This is a genomic window from Pseudomonas kielensis, assembly GCF_030505375.1.
Lineage (GTDB): Bacteria > Pseudomonadota > Gammaproteobacteria > Pseudomonadales > Pseudomonadaceae > Aquipseudomonas > Aquipseudomonas kielensis.
In genome coordinates this window covers 782,139-799,170 of sequence record NZ_CP130043.1, presented here as the reverse complement: position 1 = coordinate 799,170, position 17,032 = coordinate 782,139, and the positions used below count along the sequence as shown (strand labels likewise).

Below are 17,032 nucleotides of genomic sequence, written 5' to 3'. Positions count from 1 at the left end.
GCGCCCTCAGCCGGAAGTCACCAGGGAGCGGCCCGGGGTGGCGCTGAACTGAATCAGCGCCACCCCGGCTATCAGCAGCACGGCACCCAGCAGGCGCGGCAACGTCAGGTGCCGCTCCACCAGCCCGAACAGCCCGAAGTGGTCTAGCACCAGCGATGCCACTACTTGCCCGGCCAGGGCCAGGGCGATAAAGCCTGAGGCCCCGAGTTTGGGCAGCAGCATCAAGGCCAGGGCAATAAAACACACGCCAAACGCGCCCCCGGCCCACATCCACAGCGGTGCCTTGCTGATAAATCCCAGCGACGGCAGCGGCAAGCGCAGGCTGATAATCACCGGCAGCAAAACCAGTACGCTCACCAGCAACGAGGCGAGGGTGGCCCACAATGGGTGACCGAGGCCGCGGCTGAGGTTGGCGTTGATTGCGCTCTGAAAGGGCACCACGGCGCCGGCGATCACGGCCAGCACCGACAGGCCGGCCCACTGCAAGGTACTCATACGTATGTCTCCTGGAGGTTTTACTGGACTCTAGGTCATTCGTCGCGCAGATTGAAATTCCGTTTAATCATCCAGAACATGCATCAGATGAATGATCTGCGCCGTATCGACTTGAACCTGCTGGTGATTCTCGACGCCTTGCTCAGCGAGCAACACGTGACCCGTGCGGCGGAGCGTCTGCACCTCAGCCAACCGGCCGTCAGCCATGCCCTGGCGCGCCTGCGCGAGATGCTCGGCGATCCGCTGCTGGTGCGCGCCGGGGCCGGCCTGGTCGCCACCCCACGTGCCCTGGAGCTGATGGCGCCGCTGCGTGAGGCACTGGCCAGCGTCCAGGCCTTGCTGGCGCCCAACACCTTCGACCCTGCCTCGGCCAAGCGCCGGTTCCGCCTGGCGATGTCCGACTACGGCGCGGCCATTGTCCTGCCCGGCTTGATCGCGCGTTTGCGCCAGGAGGCGCCGGGGATCGACCTGCAGATCAGCCACGCGAGCCGCGAAGGCATGCTGGATGGCGTGCTCAATGGCGACATCGACCTGGCAGCCGGGGTCTTTCCCGAGCTGCCCCACGAGCTGCGCTGCACGCCGCTGTTCGAAGAGCAGTTCGTGTGCCTGGTGGACGCCCGGCGCCTGCCGGCCAGTGGCGTACTGGATTTGCCGACTTACCTGGCCCGGCCCCACGTGTTGCTGGAGATGCGTGGCAGCGGTACCCCGGAGATCGAGCGGGCGCTGACCGCCATTGGTCAGCGTCGCCACGTGGCGGTCAGCCTGCCGCACTGGAGCGTGGCCCCGCAGTTGATCGCCGGTACCGACCTGATTCTCACCGTGGCTGCCCGGGGCTTGCAGGGTGTCGATCAACCGCAGTTAAGCGTGGTGCCACCGCCATTTCCGATCCCCTCGTTCAGCTTCGTCCTGGCCTGGCATGTGCGTCGCGGTGGTGACCAGGCATTGAACTGGTTGAATCGGCAGATCGCTCAGGTGATAGTGCACGGCTGAGTTTTTCACTTCGATGGACACAAGGAACACGGAATGACCTTGAAATACCGCTGGTTGGGATGTGTGGCAATGAGTGGCGCGCTGGGCGCGACCCAAGCCTATGGCGCGTGCGCGCAGCCGCCGCTGCCCGAGGGCGTGCCGGGTTACTCGGTGTGCAAGGACTGGCCGGCCTACGATGGCCAGAGCATTACCGCGCTGTCGCAGATCGAGCCGGACCCGACCTTGAGCGATGCCCCCGACGGCACCGGCATGTACGACCTGAAGTTGGCGGTGGTTTCCAACATCGACGGCAAGCCCCTGGCCCGTTATGCCCAGGCCTCGGTGTACAGCTCCGACGCGGTGCGCTTCGATGGCCTGAGCATCGACACCGCCCGCTACAAACTCACCTCCGACCTGCGCGCATTCGGTGTGCGTGCCGGCTTCACAGGTTCATCGCGCGCCAATCCGTTCGAACAGGCGGTGCTGTCGCTGTACGTGCGCGAAGGCAACACCCTGCGTCCGGTCCTCGAGCAATTGGTGATCGAATCCAGCAATGGCGAATGGGATACCAACTGCACCGGCGAATTCAGCCACACCAAACGCACCCTGGACCTGGCCAAGACCAGCAGCCATGGCTTCGCTGACCTGATCGTCAGATCGGTGACCACCGACACGCAGAACAGCGTGGGCAAAGAGGATTGCCAGTCCAAGGAAGTCATTGGCAATACGGTGTCGACGACATTGCGTTATGACGGGCGCCAGTATGTGGTGCCCAAAGAGCTGCAGGGCCTGTAAATCGGGCCAACGGCCGGCATGACCCACGGTCATGCCGCTGTGCAAATTTATGGCTACAGCCATGGCAAAACCTTGTGATACAAAAGCCCACTGCCATTCGACGACTGGGCCTGGCAGCTCGACAGGGAGCTTTACCGCATGACTTCATCTTTATTGCTGGCCGTCCTTGCCTCCGGCTTTATCTACGGCATCACCCCGGGCCCTGGTGTGCTCGCGGTGTTTGGCATTGGTGCGGCTCGCGGGCGGCGGGCCGGGGCGGGCTTTCTGTGTGGGCACCTGCTGGGGGATGTGGTCTGGTGCAGCACTGCGTTGATTGCCATTGTCGGCGCACGGGAAATCGGCAGCAGTGCCTTTGACGTGCTCGGCGTACTCAGCGGCCTGTATCTGTTCTGGCTGGGCATGCGGGCGATCCGTAGCCGTCGCAGCAGTGGCGATGCGCCCCAGGGCGCGGCGCGGCAACCATTCTGGCACGGGATCATGTTTGGCCTGACCAACCCCAAGGCTTATCCGGTGGCGGTGGCGACCTTTACCGCCCTGTTGTCCAGCCGCGCCGAGCTGTTGCAGTGGTCGATGCTGCCCTGGTTAATTTTTCTGAGTTTCCTTGGTGGCGTTTTGGCATACGCTATTCTAATTGGCATTGTGGGCGCTCGTCGGGTGCGCACGTTGTATCAGCGCCATGAGCTGGCTATTACCCGGATTTGCGGGGTAATGTTCATCGGTTTCGCCATCAACGCCTTGCTGCACGCGGTGCCGGGGTTGCTGGCCAACAAGAGTTGAGGTTGCTTGCAGGGTTGCAGCAGCGACTTGAGGCTCGCGCGGTGTAGCGCGCAGGCCACGTCCATGTATGGCTACTCACAGTTGCACTATTGGGCAGTATCCATCCACGATGAGCACCGCAAACTCCGCGCCATTGGCCAGCTACATCGATCTGTTGCTCGACGTCGTCTGTGCCGTCGACGGTCAGGGGCGCTTTGTGTTTGTCAGCGCGTCCTGCGAGCAAGTGTTCGGCTACACCCCGGATGAGCTGATTGGCCAGCCGATGATCGACATGGTGCACCCGGCCGACCGCGAGCGGACCCTGGACGCCGCCCGGGAAATCATGCGTGGCAAGCCCAACCCGAACTTCGAGAATCGCTACCTGCGCAAGGACGGCCAGGTGGTGCATATCCTCTGGTCGGCGCGCTGGTCCGAGGTCGACCAGTTGCGCATCGCCGTGGCCCGCGACATCACCGAACGCAAGCAGGCCGAATCGCGCCAGGCTGCGCTCTATGCGATTAGCGAAGCGGCCCATGCCGCCGAGGATCTGCTGGCCTTGTTCAAGCGCATTCACCAACTGATCGGCGAATGGCTGCCGGCGCTGAATTTCTCGGTGGCGCTGTACGATGAGCACTGCGAGCAACTGAACTTTCCTTACCACGTCGACGATCATGAGCGTGATCCCGAGTTCAGCGTGACCGGCCGGCTGTGCGCCGAAGTGGTCCGCAGCGGGCAGCCAGTGCTGCTGACCCCCGACCAGCCGTTTGCCTTGCCGGGGGTTGTCGGGCTGATCGACGCAGAGGATTGCCCCTGCTGGCTGGGGGTGCCGCTCAATTCACAACGGGGGACCATCGGCGCGCTGATCGTCAAGAGCATGCCCGGCGGCGAGCGCTACACCGAGCGCGACAAAGAGCTGCTGCAGTACGTCTGCGCCCAGGTGGCGGCAGCGATCGAGCGCCGGCAATTGCACAGTCGCCTGCAGTACATGGCGCAGCATGACTACCTGACCCGCCTGCCCAATCGCGAACTGCTCCGTGAGCGCCTGAGCGCCGCCTTGCTCAAGGCCCGTCGGGACAACGGGCGCATGGCCCTGCTGTACGTGGACCTGGACCATTTCAAGCAGGTCAACGACACCTATGGCCACGGCATCGGCGACATGCTGCTGCAAGCCGTGGCCAATCGGCTACAGGGCTGCGTGCGCGAGAGTGACACCGTCGCGCGCATTGGGGGCGATGAGTTTGTGGTGTTGCTCGACAGTGTCCAGGCTGCTGAAGACGCGGCGCGCGTGGCATTGAAGATCCGCCAGGTGCTGGGCCAGCCCATCCGACTGGACAGCCACAACCTGAACATTCTGCCGAGCATTGGCGTGGCCTTGTACCCTGAGCACGGCCTTGAGGAAAAGCAGCTGTTCAAGCACGCCGACGAGGCCATGTATGCCGCCAAGCGCCTGAGTGGACGCCTGGACCGGGTGTGAGCCGGGGCACCACTCGTCGAGGCTTGGGCAGGTTTTTTAAACCTTTGTGCGCTTTGGCCTTCAAATGACAGGCGGGATGTACCGCTGCATTCATTTGTCTGTTCAAGGAGGGCGCGACCATGAAACCTGTGGCCAGCCGATTATCGACCATCAGCTTTGCCGTGTTGCTGAGCCTTGGCGCCAGCAACGCTTTTGCCCAGTCACCGGCCGACTTCATCAACGACGCCTCGGCCAAAGGCATGGCGGACATCGAAGCCAGCCGCCTGGCGCACCAGAAGACCGAGTCCAAGGCGGTCAAGGACTACACCATCGTGGTGATCAACGACCGCACCACGGCCAACCAGCATCTGGCGAAAATCGCCAAGAAACTCGACCTGCCTGTCGCCCCTCGGGAAGAGGTGATGAACAAGGCCAAGACCCTGATCCCCGCCGTGGCGGACGGCGAGTCCTTCGACTCGGCCTATGCCGCCAGCCAGGTAAAAACCACCGAGCAGGCCATCGAGCAACTGCAGCAGGAGGCCCGGACCACCGATGTGCCCGAGCTCAAGGCATTCGCCGAAGAGACCCTGCCCAAGCTCGAGCAACACCTGCAAATGGCCAGGGCCCTGCAAGCCAGCCGTTGACCGGTTTCAGCATTGATTCAAGTCCTGCTGCCCGCCGGCAGCAGGCGTCCCCTCCAGCGCAACCGACTCACCTTCACCCAGGCTGCGGTACTGCTTTCTCAGGGCTTCGAGCTGCTTGAGGTCGAGCGCTTCGAGGCCGAGCATGGCGTTTTGCGCATCCTGGGTCACCCGCAGCAACGGTTCTGCGTGTTCTGGATCAGGAAGGTGAGGATGGTGGTCGAGGTGTTGACGATCAACTGCCAGGTATCGTTGAAATCAAACAATGGCCCGGTCAGTGCCCAGGCAACAATCAGCACAATGGCCAGCAGGAGCGTCCGCGGGCTATCAGCCGACAACGCCAGTTTCTGTGACACCTTCGCGAGTTTCATTGCCGTGTACCTTCTTAGGGATGGACCTGAAGTCCAGACCGCGAAGGCACGCAGGAATTGCGTTTTTAGTGTTGCGAACCGGTAGGCCAAGTCCGCATTCGAAAGAGGTCAAAGCAACTGCAATGCGTCCGGGCGAGCGCCGGGGAACACCGCCTGCAGTTGTGACTTCGATAGGCCCCAGGTTTGGCTGAGCAATCCTCCCAGCAGGTTTCGATAGTTGTTGAGTACCGGATAATCGCGATTTTGCAGCAGGCTCTGTTGGTCGACTGCCACCTGTTCACCCACGATACGTCCACCACGTACGCTACCACCGAGTACCCAATACACTGTGCCATGTCCATGGTCGGTACCCTTGGCGCCGTTCTCGCGAAAGGTGCGGCCAAACTCGGACACCACCACAACAGTGGTGTTCTTCCACTCATCCCCCAAGGCTTGGGCGTAGGCTACGAGCCCTTCACCCAAGTTCGCGAGGCTGCTGGCCAGTGGGCCGCTGGTGCTGCCCTGGTTGACGTGTGTGTCCCAGCCACCGATGTCGACAAAACCCAGTCGGTACTCGTTGCGCATCAGTTTCGCCATGCGCTGGGTCTGTGCGGCAAAACTCTGGGCGTTGGGTGCGCCACGATTAGCCATGAGCATTTCGTCTTGCAACTCCCTGGACACTTGTTGGCGCAACTCCAAGCCTTCGGCTGCCGAGGCAGCATAGGGGGTGTTTTTATACATGGCGGAGAGAATCTCCGACTGCCGGTCGTCGAATGCCGGCTTGTTGGCCCCGCGCAGCGAGAGGTTGGGAATGCTTCCCGCGCCTTGAAAACTGAGCGGCAAGGCATCGGTAAACGCAATCGGGGCGCTGTTGGGCAACTGGAGCGAGAGGCGTGCCAGGAAGCCTGAGTCATAGCGGCTGCGCTGATGAGTTGCCTCGCCCGATTCGATGTTGTCCTGTGTTTCGAAGTGGCTGCGGGACAAGTCATCAGTACCCGCGAAGGGGACAAAAGCGATCTCTTTGCGCTGCCACAATGGGTAGATCGAGTCGCGTAACACCGGATTCAGTCCCCACTGACCGTCCAGCGCAATTGCGCTGAGTGGGTTGTGAGCGTCGGGTCGGGCAATCGCCAGTGTGGGGCGTGACTCATGATAAAAATCGCTGGCATATGGCACTAGCAGGTTGTTGCAATCGTAGCCGCCACGCAGAAAGACAATCAAAAAGCGTGGTGCCGAACGAGGTGCGGCAAACAGTTTTGCGGAAAACGGCAAGGAGGGCAGGGCGATGGCTGCCGTAGCAGCGATCAGCAGTTCTCGACGATTCATGACAGCTCCTCATCGCATGACTTATCGGTTATTGAAGTCAGGCGAGGCTAGTAGAAAAGTATTCCATTCCTGCGGTGAAACTGCCTTGTCCAGCGCGGTTCGGGTCACGGCTGACAGGTAGGGCGAGATGGCTTCGTAGAATAATGGGGTGGTGATCAAGGGGAACCCGGGGCCGGGCTGCTTGCTACCTGGCGGTGTGAACAGGCGATTGTCACCCCGCCCGATTGCACGGGCGATTTCGAAGCGTTTGACCATCTGCCCTGAGCTCGACCAGGCACTCGAGGCCAGTGGCCAGCCATCGGGTGTCACACGCCCGAACAGGGGCTGACCCAGTTGGTTCAGCCAGTTACTCATGGGCTGGACATTGGCGAGCGGTTTGCCGTCGTAGGCCAGGCGCACGGCCGAAACCACAAATTGCATCGGGTCCTTGAAGCGGGTCCCGGCGTTTTGCAGCAGCTCGCTGGACTCGAACAGGGTGCGCATTACCTGGGCGATATCACCATCGCTGTCCAGGAAGGTCTTGGTCATTCTCGCCACTAGGGCAGGTGACGGTTGATCGGCGACGAAATATTGGGCCAGGCGCCGCGAGATAAACTGTGCACACGCTTCCTGGCGGGTAATCAGTTCTACTGCTTGGCGAATTTCCTCAAAGCCACTGCCTTTGATCGGATGTCCGAGGAGCATTTTGTCGGTGAAATCGTGGCGTGCGGGGTTGAACTCGAACATCCCCTCGCGCACCAGGCTGCCTTGTTGTCGGGGCCCGAATTTCTGTAGCCGGCCATCGAGTGGCGTTAGCCCGGCGCCCGTCAGAATCAGCGCCAGCTGCTGCACGTCCTGTTGGGTATAACCCGATCCTACGCCGAGGGTGTGCAGCTCCATGAGTTCGCGAGCGTAGTTTTCGTTGACCTTGCCCCGGGCATTTTGTGCATTGTCCAGGTACTCAAGCATCGCCGGACTCTTGAGGGTGGCCATCACCAGGTCCTTGAATTTGCCCAGCGCGTGAGGACGAATCGAGTGTTCGGCGTAGTCGGCCGTTAACACTCGCACACGCCCCTTGCCCTGAAAGACGCTGAAGTGATTGAGCCAGAACACCACCAGCTGTTCCTTGAGTTGATTGGGGCCATACACCGCGTGCAGCAACACGGCTTGGCGCGACTGCTCGGCGTGGTCGTAGAGATATTGCTGGATGTCTTTTCTGAAAGCATTTTTGGCCTCACCTTCCGGCATGGCCCTGAACTGTTCCTGTTTGCTTTTCAAGCTCAACAGCAAGGATTGCGGTGGCGTGTTCAGCGCGGGGTAGCTTTGCAGCAGTGCGTTGATCGCAGGCGGCAGGGGATCGTTGATCCGGTCAGCCAACTGAGCATTGAGCAGGCCTTCGCGGCCCATGGTACGCAAGCGCTCGAGGTTGGCGGTATCCAGGCCAAAGCCGTCACGGCGTAGCCAGGCAATATCGCTTGGGGTGACTGCCATTGGCGCAGAGGCCGATGCGGTAATGGAAAATCCGAAGAGACAGGCCAATAAAACCAACGGACGTAAAGCTGCAGATGACACGTGCATGGGGTGGTTTCCGCGTATCAGGTAGGACGCAGTCAGAGGCTGGTGTAGTTTCCATGGCCGAGACTGACGGAATGCTGAAGAACTCACTGTCAGAGCGATCGTGTTAAACGGGAAGTTCAATGAGGGGCAAATGGTGTGTGGCTGGTCGTTCTGCTCTTTTGGATGGCCTTCATGCCGGTAGGTTCAGGGAAGTGACAGATATTAACTGATGCAAATGGGCTTGCGCCAAGCAGGGGCGCAGCGCTTTCGGGCATCTCTGCTCGATCAACCTATGCCGGTGGGTGGCGGTGGGGCAGATGTTTCAACCCGTGACCGCTTCTTGACGCAGTCCCCAGGCTCGTCGCTTACTGGCGCCCCACGAGCGAAACGCACAGTCTAGCGTGGCGCTCACATCCTGGTCGGTTAGAGGAGTATGTGATGAGCTGGTCTGCCCAACAGTATGTGGCGTTCGAAGATGAGCGCACCCGCCCGGCGCGTGACTTGCTGGCCGCGATCCCCAGGGTTGATGCCCGTTCGGTGATCGACATCGGCTGTGGCCCGGGCAACTCCACCGAGTTGTTGGTACAGCGTTTTGCCGACGCTGCGGTACGGGGGATCGACAGCTCCGCCGACATGATCGATGCCGCCCGCAAACGCCTGCCGGGCGTACGTTTCGACACCAGCGATATTGCCACCTGGGACGAGCCCGGGCCGTTCGACGTGATCTTCGCCAATGCGGTGCTGCAGTGGTTGCCCGAGCATGCCACGCTGTTGCCTGCGCTAGTCGGCAAGCTCACGGTGGGCGGCAGCCTGGCGATCCAGATGCCGGACAACCTCGAACAGCCGCCCCATCGCATGATGCGCGAAGTCGCGGCCAATGGCCCTTGGGCCGACAAGCTGGCCGAAGTCGCCGGGCAGCGCACGACTCTGGATGACGCCAACCGCTATTACCAGATGCTCTGTACCTGCAGCGCGCGGGTGGATGTGTGGCGCACCACCTACCATCACCCGCTGGCGGGTGGTCCGGCGGCGGTGGTCGAGTGGTTCAAGGGCAGCGGCCTGCGGCCGTTCCTGCAGCCACTGAACGAGTTGGAGAAAACCCAGTATCTGGCGCAGTACCTGGAGGCGATCGAACCCTACTTCCCGGTACTGGCCGACGGCTCGGTGCTATTGCCATTCCCGCGGCTGTTCATCGTCGCCACTCGCTGAGGGGATCAAGCCTGCTGCAACACCTTCAACGCCGCCGAGGCCAGAAAGCCGGAGCGGCTTTTTTCTTCCGGGTGGTGCCGCACGTATTCGTCGATGCGGGTCAGCAGATAGGCGGGCAGGGTGATGTTGAGTTTCTGCGCCTTGCCCAGGTATTTGCTGACGTCGATGTCGACCAAGGCCAAGGTCACGCCGGCATATTGCGGGTTGCGCGCATGATGGGTCACCTTGCTGGCCGGCGGAATCGCCGAACCGTCCTCGGCCAGGATCTCGAAGTGCCCCTCGATGGCTTCACGTGCCATGGCGATGGCGTCGTCCAGGTCATCACCGGCCGAGAAGCACCCCCGGAATATCCAGCACTTCCACGCCCCAGGCGTGCTGGTCATCGCCTACTGAAATGGCAATTGGATAAAGCATGTTGATTGTCCTCGGGTTTAAGTGCGCCAACTCATGACTACAGGGCCTGTTGCAGGATGCTCACTGCCGTCTTGGTCAGCAGATCCTTTTTCGGGTGGGGAACCGTCACCCATCCAGGTTTGGTTGGATGTTTGAAATGATGGTGAATACCCCGGACCCGCACCAGGTACCAGCCGTCTGCAACGATTTGGCTGATCAGATATCGACCGTTCACATCACGTCCCTGTGCTGTGTCGGTGGTTGCTATACCTACCGAAATGATCCTATCAACACCATAACCACCAATTCGGATGGGCAGATGATGAATGGTTGGAATCAGTGTAGAAACCCGCGTTGGAACAGGGAGGCACGTTACCGGTGAAAGTATTGCGTGAGGGTGCAGGAGGCTCTTGAACGGTGCCCTACGGAATCGCAGACATAAAAAAACCGGTCACTGCGGACCGGTTTTTTGTTGTCCCCCGTCAGAAAGCTACCTGACGCAAGACTGAAATGACGTGGAGCGGGTGAAGGGAATCGAACCCTCGTTATCAGCTTGGGAAGCTGGAGTAATGCCATTATACGACACCCGCTCGGAACGGCTGACTTTGTACCAGATGTGGCGACGGATTTGAAGTTTTTCTTTGCTGGATCTGCATTTACGCAGTTTTTTGCGGGCAGGGCGAAGGATTGTCGGCGGCGACAGCACGCACGGTGCGGTCTGTCGCGGGCAAGCCTTGCTCCTACAGGTAGGGGTTACCTAAGGTGGCGAGGTTGCTCGCGAGGACGCTGTTTCAAATAGCCAGTGCATGGTGGTCCTGGGTGAAGTGGGAACGCGTCCGGCCTTCGTGGGGCGCCGGTTTCAGGAAACCCAGCAATACCTGGCGGCTGTCTCGGCAGGCAGCTTTGTGCTCCATGTCGAGGAAGTGCCCGGTGGCCTGGATGGTGCTGAAGGTGCTGTGTTGCACATGGTTGCCAAACAACCGGGCATCGCTGGCGGCGGTGTACTCGTCCCATTCACCGTTCATGAACAGTACGGGCACATCGATTTGCTTGGCGGCCTTGAGGTAGCACAGGCGGTCGCTGTTGAGCACGTGGCTGATGTGAAAGTGCATCTGCCCGTATTCATGTTCGGCCAGGGTGCTGACGTGGCGATAGTTGAAGCGTTTGAACAACGACGGCAAGTGCTTGCCGATGGTGTCGTTGACCAGGTGGCCGACGCGGTCGCGATCGAGGTTGCCGAGGTAGTCGACACCCCGCTCCAGGTAGTCGCGCATCGGTTCGTTGATCACCGGCGAGAACGAGCTGATCACGGCCTTTTCGATCCGCCGCGGGCGATGCGCGAGGGCGATCATCGTGGCGGCACCGCCCCACGAAAATGACATCACGTGCTCGGCGGCGAAATGGTCGATCAGCTCCAGGAGGATCTGCCCCTCCACTTCCTTGGTGAGCATTTTCTCATGTTGATTGTGGGCTTTTGACCGGCCCGCGTAGGGTTGGTCGTAGAGCACCACGTTGAACTGTGGATGGAGGTTTTTCACGGTCTGTGCAAACGACGCAGTGGTGGCCATCGAGCCGTTGACCAAAATGATGGTCTTCTCTGCGGCATCTGCGCGATAGAACTCCGTGTAGACCCGATACTGACCTTGTATGTCCAGCACAGCGATTTCTGGCCTCATGTCGTAAGACTCCTGGCAAGCGTGTGGGCGCGCAACTGAGTGTGCACGGGCTTTATGACAGGTAGGCATACGCCTGGAAGGTGAGGGCCCATGTCGATCCGTTAATGTCTGGTCGACGGGTGTTGTTATAGGCGGGCAGTCTGTCGGGTGAGGTAGAGACGGGAGGCGCTCGACCGACAAAAAGTTTCTTAGAGGTATGGTATGACTTGGCGGTCACATTTCGGCCGACGGTTTGATTCAAGCAGGGTGATGGCTATCGCGCAAGTGCCGTTGGTGAATTGTTCGACAATGTCTGCCCGGCGGTCGCGCCATCAGATCAAGGCGATCTCGGCAGCGCTCAGTGGGCGGTATTCGCCCGGTTTCAACGCGCTGTCCAGCGTCAACGGGCCCATCTGTTCGCGATGCAGGCGCATGACCTTGTTGTCGAAGTGGCCGAACATCCGTTTCACCTGGTGGTAGCGGCCTTCGATGATGGCCAGGCGTGCAGCCCGGGGGGCCAGCAACTGCAGGTCGGCGGGTTGGGTGGTGAGGTCTTCGAAGGCGAAATACAGGCCACGGGCAAAGGTTTCGGCGTACTCGGGCGTAATCAATTGTTCGGTTTCGACGTAGTAGATCTTCGCCAGCTTGGTCTGCGGTTGGGTCAGGCGGCGAGACCAACTGCCGTCGTTGGTGATCAGCATCAAGCCGGTGGTGTTGAAATCCAGGCGGCCGGCGATGTGCAGGTCGTGCTTGTCCGGTTCATGGATCAGGTCGAGGACGGTCGGGTGCTCGGGGTCACGGGTGGCACTGACGCAACCGGCGGGCTTGTGCAGCATGAAATAGCGCGCGGCCTTGCCGGCTTGCAGCACCTCGTCGTCGCATTCGACGCGGCTGAATTCGCGCACTTCGGTGTGCGGGTCGCTGACAATCTGCCCATCGACCTTGATCCGCCGCTCGACCAGCGCCAGGCGCACCTGTTGGCGGTTGAAACGCGGCAAGTTGCTGAGGAAACGGTCAACGCGCATGGGAGTCGGCAGGTCGGCAAGGGGCGCGCATCTTACGCGACGCTGACGCCCGCTGCCTGCAATTGTGCCTCGACCTGGGCGCAGCCGGGGCACAGGCACGCCAGGTCGCGCAGTTCGGCGGGCAAGGCCGCCAGCACCGCCGGGTCGATGGTCACGGTGTAGCACCAGCAACGGTGCTGGGCGGTGCGCGGGTCGGCGAGGCTGCAAGCATTGCTGGCGCCGCAGGCCGGGCAGAGGTCGGGTTTATGCATAGCTGGAGTGAGGCATCTGGGTACAGGTCCGGTTGCGGCCATGTTGTTTGGCTCGATACATCGCCTGGTCGGCGCGGGACAGCAGGTTGTGCAAAGTGTCATCCGCCTGCAGGGTGGTCAAGCCGATGCTCAGGGTAACCTGCAGGGATTTGCCTTCATAGCGGTAGTGCTTGTGCTCGATCATCTGGCGAATTTTCTCAGCGATCTTCAGGCCGGTGCTGGCGTCGGTGTCTTTGAGCAAGACGATGAACTCCTCGCCGCCCCAGCGACAGACGATGTCGGACTGGCGCAGGCAGCTTTCCAGGTCACGGGCGAAACCGGCCAGCACCAGGTCGCCGGCGAGGTGGCCATGGCTGTCGTTCAGGCGCTTGAAATGGTCCAGGTCCAGCAGCAAGGCGGTCAGCGGCTTGGGTTCGCGCTGGGCCTCCTGCAGGGCTTGCGCCGCCAGCAGGTCGAAGCCGCGGCGGTTGGGCAGGCCGGTGAGGCTGTCGAGGGTGGCCTGGGCTTCGATGCGGCCCTGGAAGCGGGTGATCACCCGATGGAGCAGGGCCAGTACGCTCAGGGTGACGATCAGGCAGATCAGCAGGTTCAGGTACAGCGACTGGCGCACCTCGTGCAGGGCACTGCCTTCGCGTTTGTCGACGAACAGGTACCAGTTCAGCTCCGGGATAAACCGTACGTTGAGGAAATGCCCCTGGCCCTGGGTCGTGTACTCGTAGCTGCCGCTGTGGGGTTTGGGCAGCTTGGCCAGAAGATCGCGCATGCTGTCCAACTCGCTCAGCGCCGTGCCGACCCGCGCGCCTTGCGGGCCGCCGTCGGCACCGGTAAGCACAATGCGCCCCTCGGTGTCGACGAAGTACACGCTGCGCTGGTAACGCTGCTGGTAGGTGTCGATCAGTTTGATCACGGCATCGACCGTCAGACCGACGCCTGCCGCGCCAATGAAGTTGTCCTGGTAGTCGTAGACCTTGTAGTTGATGAAGAAGGTCAGGCTGTCCTGGTTGGCCATGTCCACGTCCACGTTGATCTCGTAGGGCGGGGCCATGTCGCGGACGCGGAAGTACCAGATGTCGCGCGGTTCGCTCAGGCTGACTTTTTTCAGCACGCCCTTGGCCTGGTAGTAGGTCAGGCTGTTGTTGGACACGAAGAAAGCGGTGTAGGCGCCGTAGTGGGTCATGACCTCGTTGAGGTAGCGGGTCATTTGCCCGGGATCGCGCTCACCGGCCACCACCCAGTCGCGCAGGAAGGTGTCGCGCGACATCATCGAGGAAATCAGGATCGGGCGGACCAGGTCTTTCTGGATCTCCGAGTAGACGGTGTCGGAGGTCAAGGGCAGCTCGGTGTTGACGATACTGTCGCGAATCGAAGCGCGCGAGGCGTAGTAACTGAGCAGGGAGGTGGCCAGGAAGCCGGCGCCCAGCAGGGCGATCAAGGTGAGGACCAACGAACGTTGCGAAAACAGCGCAGAGCGAAGCGGCATGACGAGTCCGTTGGTCGATTGAGTCACAGCATTCTAGTGGGACTTGGAGAAAATGACGCGGGCATTTGCGCCGGTGTACAGCCAGTAAGTCGACGGATGACATGTATCAATCTGTTGCCGCTGCGCACCAGATTGCCAATTCGTTGTCAGATGTTTCGTCAGGCAAATTATTTGGCTGATGCCCGCCCGCGTCGCTGGTGTGGCTCTTCAGCGGTCCAGGAGGCCGCCATGTATCGCCGACTTGTTCTGATGACTTCGATGAGTTTGAGTCTTGCCGCGTGCGTCCCTTACAACGACGGAGGTTCCAGCTACTACCGCTCAGAAATCTATTCTTCGCCGGCGCCGGTCTACTACGGGGGCGGCTCTTATTATTCCTACCCGCGCAGTTATTACTCGCAGTCCCCGCGGTATTACCCCTCGGCACGGTATTACCAGGCGCAGCCGCGTTACTACCAACCTTCGCCCCGTTATTACCAGGCCCCGCCCCGGGCCTATCGCCCGGCCCCCAGCCATGGCTGGGACGGTCATCGCAATCAGGGGTGGGGCAATAACTATGGCCAGAGCAACCAGCGCTGGGAACAACAGGGCGGGCGGGGCGGGCGCGACCACGCTGACCGGCGTGGCGATCGGCATGGCGAGCACAATGGTCGTGGTGAGCGCGGCGGGCGCAACCGTTAGATCAGGCAACCGGCAAGCGGCGCATCCAGCGCCGCTTTTTTATGCCCAGGGTTCAGTAGTCCGATAGGTCCGCCAGCGGATGCCGGCCTTCCCAGGCCTTGTGAAAGTGAGCGTTGACCACCGCCTGGGGGATCGTGTTGACGTCCGGCCAGTGCCAGTGCGGCTTGTTGTCCTTGTCGATCAGCCGGGCCCTGACGCCCTCGCTGAACTCCGGATGCCGGCAGCAATTGAGGCTCAGGGTGTATTCCATCTGGAACACTTCGGCCAATGACAGGTGGCGGGCGCGCTGGATCTGCTCCCACACCAGGTGGGCGGTCAATGGGCAGCCGTCGTGCAGGTTTTTCGCGGCGCGGGCCAGCAGCAGGTCGGGATGGTCACGCAACAGGCTGATGGCGCGCCAGGCACAGCGCACATCGCTGACATCCAGCCGTTCATCGATCTGCTGGCGGCGTGGCAGCCATTGCGCCTCGGGCAGTTGCTCGATGGCCTCTTGCTGCAAAGCCTTGAGCAGGCTGTTGAGCTGCATCGCGGTCTGCTCCTGCCAATTGAGCTGCAGCAGGCCTTCGAGCAATTGCTCCTGTTGGTCCTCGAGCAGGAAACGGTCAGCCAGGCCCAGGTCGAGGGCATCGCGGGCGTTCATCTGGGCGCCGGTCAAACCGAGGAACAGCCCGAGCTTGCCGGGCAGGCGTGAAAGGAACCAACTGGCGCCCACATCCGGGTACAGGCCGATGCTGATCTCAGGCATGGCCAGGCGGCTGCTGGGGGTGACGATGCGGGTGCTCGCGCCTTGCAGCAAGCCCATGCCACCCCCGAGCACATAGCCATGGCCCCAACAGATCAGCGGCTTGGGGTAGGTGTGCAGGCGGAAATCCAGGCGGTACTCCGCCGCAAAGAATTGTGCGGCCAGGGGCGGGACTTCGTCGGGTTGGGCGCGACAGGCCTGGGCCAGGCTGCGCACTTCGCCGCCGGCGCAAAATGCCTTGGCTCCGTTGCCACGCAGCAGGACGCAGACCACCTGAGGCTCTTTGGCCCAGTTGTCCAACTGCTCGGTCAGGGCGCGGATCATCGGCAGGGACAGGGCATTGAGGGTGTTTTCGGCGTCCAGGCTGGCAATGCCGATGCGTGCGCCATCTGTGCCAGTGAGTTCTTCGAAGTGCAGATTCATCGTGACCTCGATTGCGGATTCAAGGGTTCATTATGAGCGTTGTGCAGGAAAGTGCCGGATCTGCGTCAGATCAATTGACAAGCGTGATGGGCTTTCCTAGGGTTCGCCCCATTGTTTTTGCCGGATGTAACCATGACTGCTGACGACCGTATCAAACTCGAACCGAGCTGGAAGGAGGCACTGCGTGCCGAATTCGACCAGCCCTACATGGCAGAGTTGCGCAACTTCCTGCAACAGGAACGTGCGGCAGGCAAGGAGATCTATCCCCCCGGCCCGATGATTTTCAACGCGCTCAACTCCACGCCGCTGGACAAGGTCAAGGTGGTGATCCTCGGCCAGGACCCCTATCACGGCCCGGGCCAGGCCCATGGCCTGTGTTTCTCGGTGCAGCCGGGCGTGCCGGCACCGCCGTCGCTGGTCAACATCTATAAGGAATTGAAACGCGACCTGAACATCGACATTCCCAGTCACGGCTGCCTGCAAAGCTGGGCTGACCAGGGCGTGCTGATGATCAACACCACCATGACCGTGGAGCGGGCCAATGCCAACGCCCATGCGGGCAAAGGCTGGCAGTTCTTCACTGATCGGATCATCGAAGTGGTGAGCGAGCATCAGCCGCACCTGGTGTTTCTGCTGTGGGGCGCCCACGCGCAGAGCAAACAGAAACTGATCGACGCCACCAAGCACCTGGTGCTGACCTCGGTACACCCCTCGCCGCTGTCTGCCTACCGGGGTTTCCTCGGCTGCGGGCACTTCAGTCGCACCAACAAGTACCTGGAACAGAATGGCGAGACGCCGATCGAGTGGCGGTTGCCGCCCGTCTGACGCCATGACCCAGCGCGCCAGGACGTGACA

General features: G+C 61.2%; 17 protein-coding genes, 1 tRNA gene and 2 pseudogenes. 8 read left to right on the top strand and 12 right to left on the bottom strand.

Going from position 1 to position 17,032, the window contains the following annotated elements; translation table 11 throughout:
- Positions 1 to 6: 6 nt before the first annotated feature.
- Positions 7 to 495: a DMT family transporter gene (locus tag Q1W70_RS04050; RefSeq protein ID WP_265537283.1), complete on the bottom strand. Its 489-nt coding sequence runs from the start codon at positions 493 to 495 to the stop codon at positions 7 to 9.
- Between the two features lie 78 nt (positions 496 to 573).
- On the opposite strand from Q1W70_RS04050, the gene Q1W70_RS04045 reads away from it, so the two are divergent.
- From Q1W70_RS04045 to Q1W70_RS04025, 5 genes are all read left to right on the top strand, one after another.
- Positions 574 to 1,485, top strand: a complete 912-nt coding sequence (locus Q1W70_RS04045) for a LysR family transcriptional regulator (protein WP_166592862.1) — start codon at positions 574 to 576, stop codon at positions 1,483 to 1,485.
- Between the two features lie 33 nt (positions 1,486 to 1,518).
- Complete coding sequence (locus Q1W70_RS04040) at positions 1,519 to 2,259, top strand: PA3715 family protein (RefSeq protein WP_166592861.1); 741 nt, start codon at positions 1,519 to 1,521, stop codon at positions 2,257 to 2,259.
- Positions 2,260 to 2,397: 138 nt separating this feature from the next.
- A complete protein-coding gene (locus tag Q1W70_RS04035; RefSeq protein WP_095167092.1) occupies positions 2,398 to 3,036 on the top strand; it encodes a LysE family translocator in 639 nt (212 codons plus the stop codon).
- A gap of 109 nt (positions 3,037 to 3,145) precedes the next feature.
- The gene (locus Q1W70_RS04030) at positions 3,146 to 4,489 is read left to right on the top strand and encodes a sensor domain-containing protein (RefSeq protein ID WP_166592860.1); all 1,344 of its coding nucleotides are present in this window, start codon (positions 3,146 to 3,148) and stop codon (positions 4,487 to 4,489) included.
- Between the two features lie 119 nt (positions 4,490 to 4,608).
- Positions 4,609 to 5,112 (top strand): DUF4142 domain-containing protein, encoded by a 504-nt coding sequence (locus tag Q1W70_RS04025; RefSeq protein WP_182343757.1) that lies wholly within the window; start codon positions 4,609 to 4,611, stop codon positions 5,110 to 5,112.
- A 6-nt stretch (positions 5,113 to 5,118) separates the two neighbouring features.
- Here the strand turns inward: Q1W70_RS04025 and Q1W70_RS04020 are convergent.
- From Q1W70_RS04020 to Q1W70_RS04010, 3 genes and pseudogenes are all read right to left on the bottom strand, one after another.
- Positions 5,119 to 5,480: pseudogene (locus Q1W70_RS04020) on the bottom strand (low affinity iron permease family protein).
- A gap of 108 nt (positions 5,481 to 5,588) precedes the next feature.
- The gene (locus Q1W70_RS04015) at positions 5,589 to 6,785 is read right to left on the bottom strand and encodes a DUF1501 domain-containing protein (RefSeq protein WP_166592858.1); all 1,197 of its coding nucleotides are present in this window, start codon (positions 6,783 to 6,785) and stop codon (positions 5,589 to 5,591) included.
- A gap of 21 nt (positions 6,786 to 6,806) precedes the next feature.
- On the bottom strand, positions 6,807 to 8,342 hold the full coding sequence (locus Q1W70_RS04010) for a DUF1800 domain-containing protein (protein WP_182344667.1): 1,536 nt from the start codon (positions 8,340 to 8,342) through the stop codon (positions 6,807 to 6,809).
- 417 nt (positions 8,343 to 8,759) lie between these two features.
- Between Q1W70_RS04010 and tam the strand changes: the two genes are divergently transcribed.
- Positions 8,760 to 9,530 (top strand): trans-aconitate 2-methyltransferase, encoded by a 771-nt coding sequence (tam, locus tag Q1W70_RS04005; protein ID WP_166592856.1) that lies wholly within the window; start codon positions 8,760 to 8,762, stop codon positions 9,528 to 9,530.
- 5 nt (positions 9,531 to 9,535) lie between these two features.
- On the opposite strand, the pseudogene Q1W70_RS04000 reads toward tam, so the two are convergent.
- The 7 genes and pseudogenes from Q1W70_RS04000 to Q1W70_RS03970 form a co-directional block, all read right to left on the bottom strand.
- Positions 9,536 to 9,944: pseudogene (locus Q1W70_RS04000) on the bottom strand (type II toxin-antitoxin system HicB family antitoxin).
- 37 nt (positions 9,945 to 9,981) lie between these two features.
- Positions 9,982 to 10,158, bottom strand: a complete 177-nt coding sequence (locus Q1W70_RS03995) for a type II toxin-antitoxin system HicA family toxin (RefSeq protein WP_166592855.1) — start codon at positions 10,156 to 10,158, stop codon at positions 9,982 to 9,984.
- Positions 10,159 to 10,439: 281 nt separating this feature from the next.
- Positions 10,440 to 10,513 (bottom strand) — tRNA-Gly (locus Q1W70_RS03990).
- A 201-nt stretch (positions 10,514 to 10,714) separates the two neighbouring features.
- Positions 10,715 to 11,599 (bottom strand): alpha/beta fold hydrolase, encoded by an 885-nt coding sequence (locus Q1W70_RS03985; RefSeq protein ID WP_166592854.1) that lies wholly within the window; start codon positions 11,597 to 11,599, stop codon positions 10,715 to 10,717.
- 311 nt (positions 11,600 to 11,910) lie between these two features.
- Positions 11,911 to 12,603 carry a pseudouridine synthase gene (locus tag Q1W70_RS03980; RefSeq protein ID WP_166592853.1) on the bottom strand — a complete coding sequence of 231 codons (693 nt, stop codon included), beginning with the start codon at positions 12,601 to 12,603 and terminating at the stop codon, positions 11,911 to 11,913.
- A 32-nt stretch (positions 12,604 to 12,635) separates the two neighbouring features.
- A complete protein-coding gene (locus Q1W70_RS03975; protein ID WP_166592852.1) occupies positions 12,636 to 12,854 on the bottom strand; it encodes a cysteine-rich CWC family protein in 219 nt (72 codons plus the stop codon).
- Entirely contained in the window at positions 12,847 to 14,334 is a 1,488-nt protein-coding gene (locus Q1W70_RS03970) for a sensor domain-containing diguanylate cyclase (protein WP_182343767.1), read from the bottom strand. Before Q1W70_RS03970 ends, Q1W70_RS03975 begins: the two co-directional genes overlap by 8 nt.
- Positions 14,335 to 14,562: 228 nt before the next feature.
- Here Q1W70_RS03970 and Q1W70_RS03965 point away from each other — a divergent pair, with 228 nt between their 5' ends.
- The gene (locus tag Q1W70_RS03965) at positions 14,563 to 15,012 is read left to right on the top strand and encodes a hypothetical protein (RefSeq protein ID WP_302098643.1); all 450 of its coding nucleotides are present in this window, start codon (positions 14,563 to 14,565) and stop codon (positions 15,010 to 15,012) included.
- 52 nt (positions 15,013 to 15,064) lie between these two features.
- On the opposite strand, the gene dspII is transcribed toward Q1W70_RS03965, so the two are convergent.
- Positions 15,065 to 16,177 carry an enoyl-CoA hydratase/isomerase DspII gene (gene dspII, locus Q1W70_RS03960; protein ID WP_302098642.1) on the bottom strand — a complete coding sequence of 371 codons (1,113 nt, stop codon included), beginning with the start codon at positions 16,175 to 16,177 and terminating at the stop codon, positions 15,065 to 15,067.
- Positions 16,178 to 16,309: 132 nt separating this feature from the next.
- On the opposite strand from dspII, the gene ung reads away from it, so the two are divergent.
- Positions 16,310 to 17,002, top strand: coding sequence for a uracil-DNA glycosylase (gene ung, locus Q1W70_RS03955; RefSeq protein ID WP_095167119.1), 693 nt, complete (start codon positions 16,310 to 16,312; stop codon positions 17,000 to 17,002).
- Positions 17,003 to 17,032 lie beyond the last annotated feature (30 nt).

Coding starts and splice junctions, on each gene's coding strand:
- Q1W70_RS04050 (WP_265537283.1), bottom strand. CDS start 495: ATGAGTACCTTGCAGTGGGCCGGCCTGTCGGTGCTGGCCGTGATCGCC.
- Q1W70_RS04045 (WP_166592862.1), top strand. CDS start 574: ATGCATCAGATGAATGATCTGCGCCGTATCGACTTGAACCTGCTGGTG.
- Q1W70_RS04040 (WP_166592861.1), top strand. CDS start 1,519: ATGACCTTGAAATACCGCTGGTTGGGATGTGTGGCAATGAGTGGCGCG.
- Q1W70_RS04035 (WP_095167092.1), top strand. CDS start 2,398: ATGACTTCATCTTTATTGCTGGCCGTCCTTGCCTCCGGCTTTATCTAC.
- Q1W70_RS04030 (WP_166592860.1), top strand. CDS start 3,146: ATGAGCACCGCAAACTCCGCGCCATTGGCCAGCTACATCGATCTGTTG.
- Q1W70_RS04025 (WP_182343757.1), top strand. CDS start 4,609: ATGAAACCTGTGGCCAGCCGATTATCGACCATCAGCTTTGCCGTGTTG.
- Q1W70_RS04015 (WP_166592858.1), bottom strand. CDS start 6,785: ATGAATCGTCGAGAACTGCTGATCGCTGCTACGGCAGCCATCGCCCTG.
- Q1W70_RS04010 (WP_182344667.1), bottom strand. CDS start 8,342: ATGCACGTGTCATCTGCAGCTTTACGTCCGTTGGTTTTATTGGCCTGT.
- tam (WP_166592856.1), top strand. CDS start 8,760: ATGAGCTGGTCTGCCCAACAGTATGTGGCGTTCGAAGATGAGCGCACC.
- Q1W70_RS03985 (WP_166592854.1), bottom strand. CDS start 11,599: ATGAGGCCAGAAATCGCTGTGCTGGACATACAAGGTCAGTATCGGGTC.
- Q1W70_RS03980 (WP_166592853.1), bottom strand. CDS start 12,603: ATGCGCGTTGACCGTTTCCTCAGCAACTTGCCGCGTTTCAACCGCCAA.
- Q1W70_RS03975 (WP_166592852.1), bottom strand. CDS start 12,854: ATGCATAAACCCGACCTCTGCCCGGCCTGCGGCGCCAGCAATGCTTGC.
- Q1W70_RS03970 (WP_182343767.1), bottom strand. CDS start 14,334: ATGCCGCTTCGCTCTGCGCTGTTTTCGCAACGTTCGTTGGTCCTCACC.
- Q1W70_RS03965 (WP_302098643.1), top strand. CDS start 14,563: ATGTATCGCCGACTTGTTCTGATGACTTCGATGAGTTTGAGTCTTGCC.
- dspII (WP_302098642.1), bottom strand. CDS start 16,177: ATGAATCTGCACTTCGAAGAACTCACTGGCACAGATGGCGCACGCATC.
- ung (WP_095167119.1), top strand. CDS start 16,310: ATGACTGCTGACGACCGTATCAAACTCGAACCGAGCTGGAAGGAGGCA.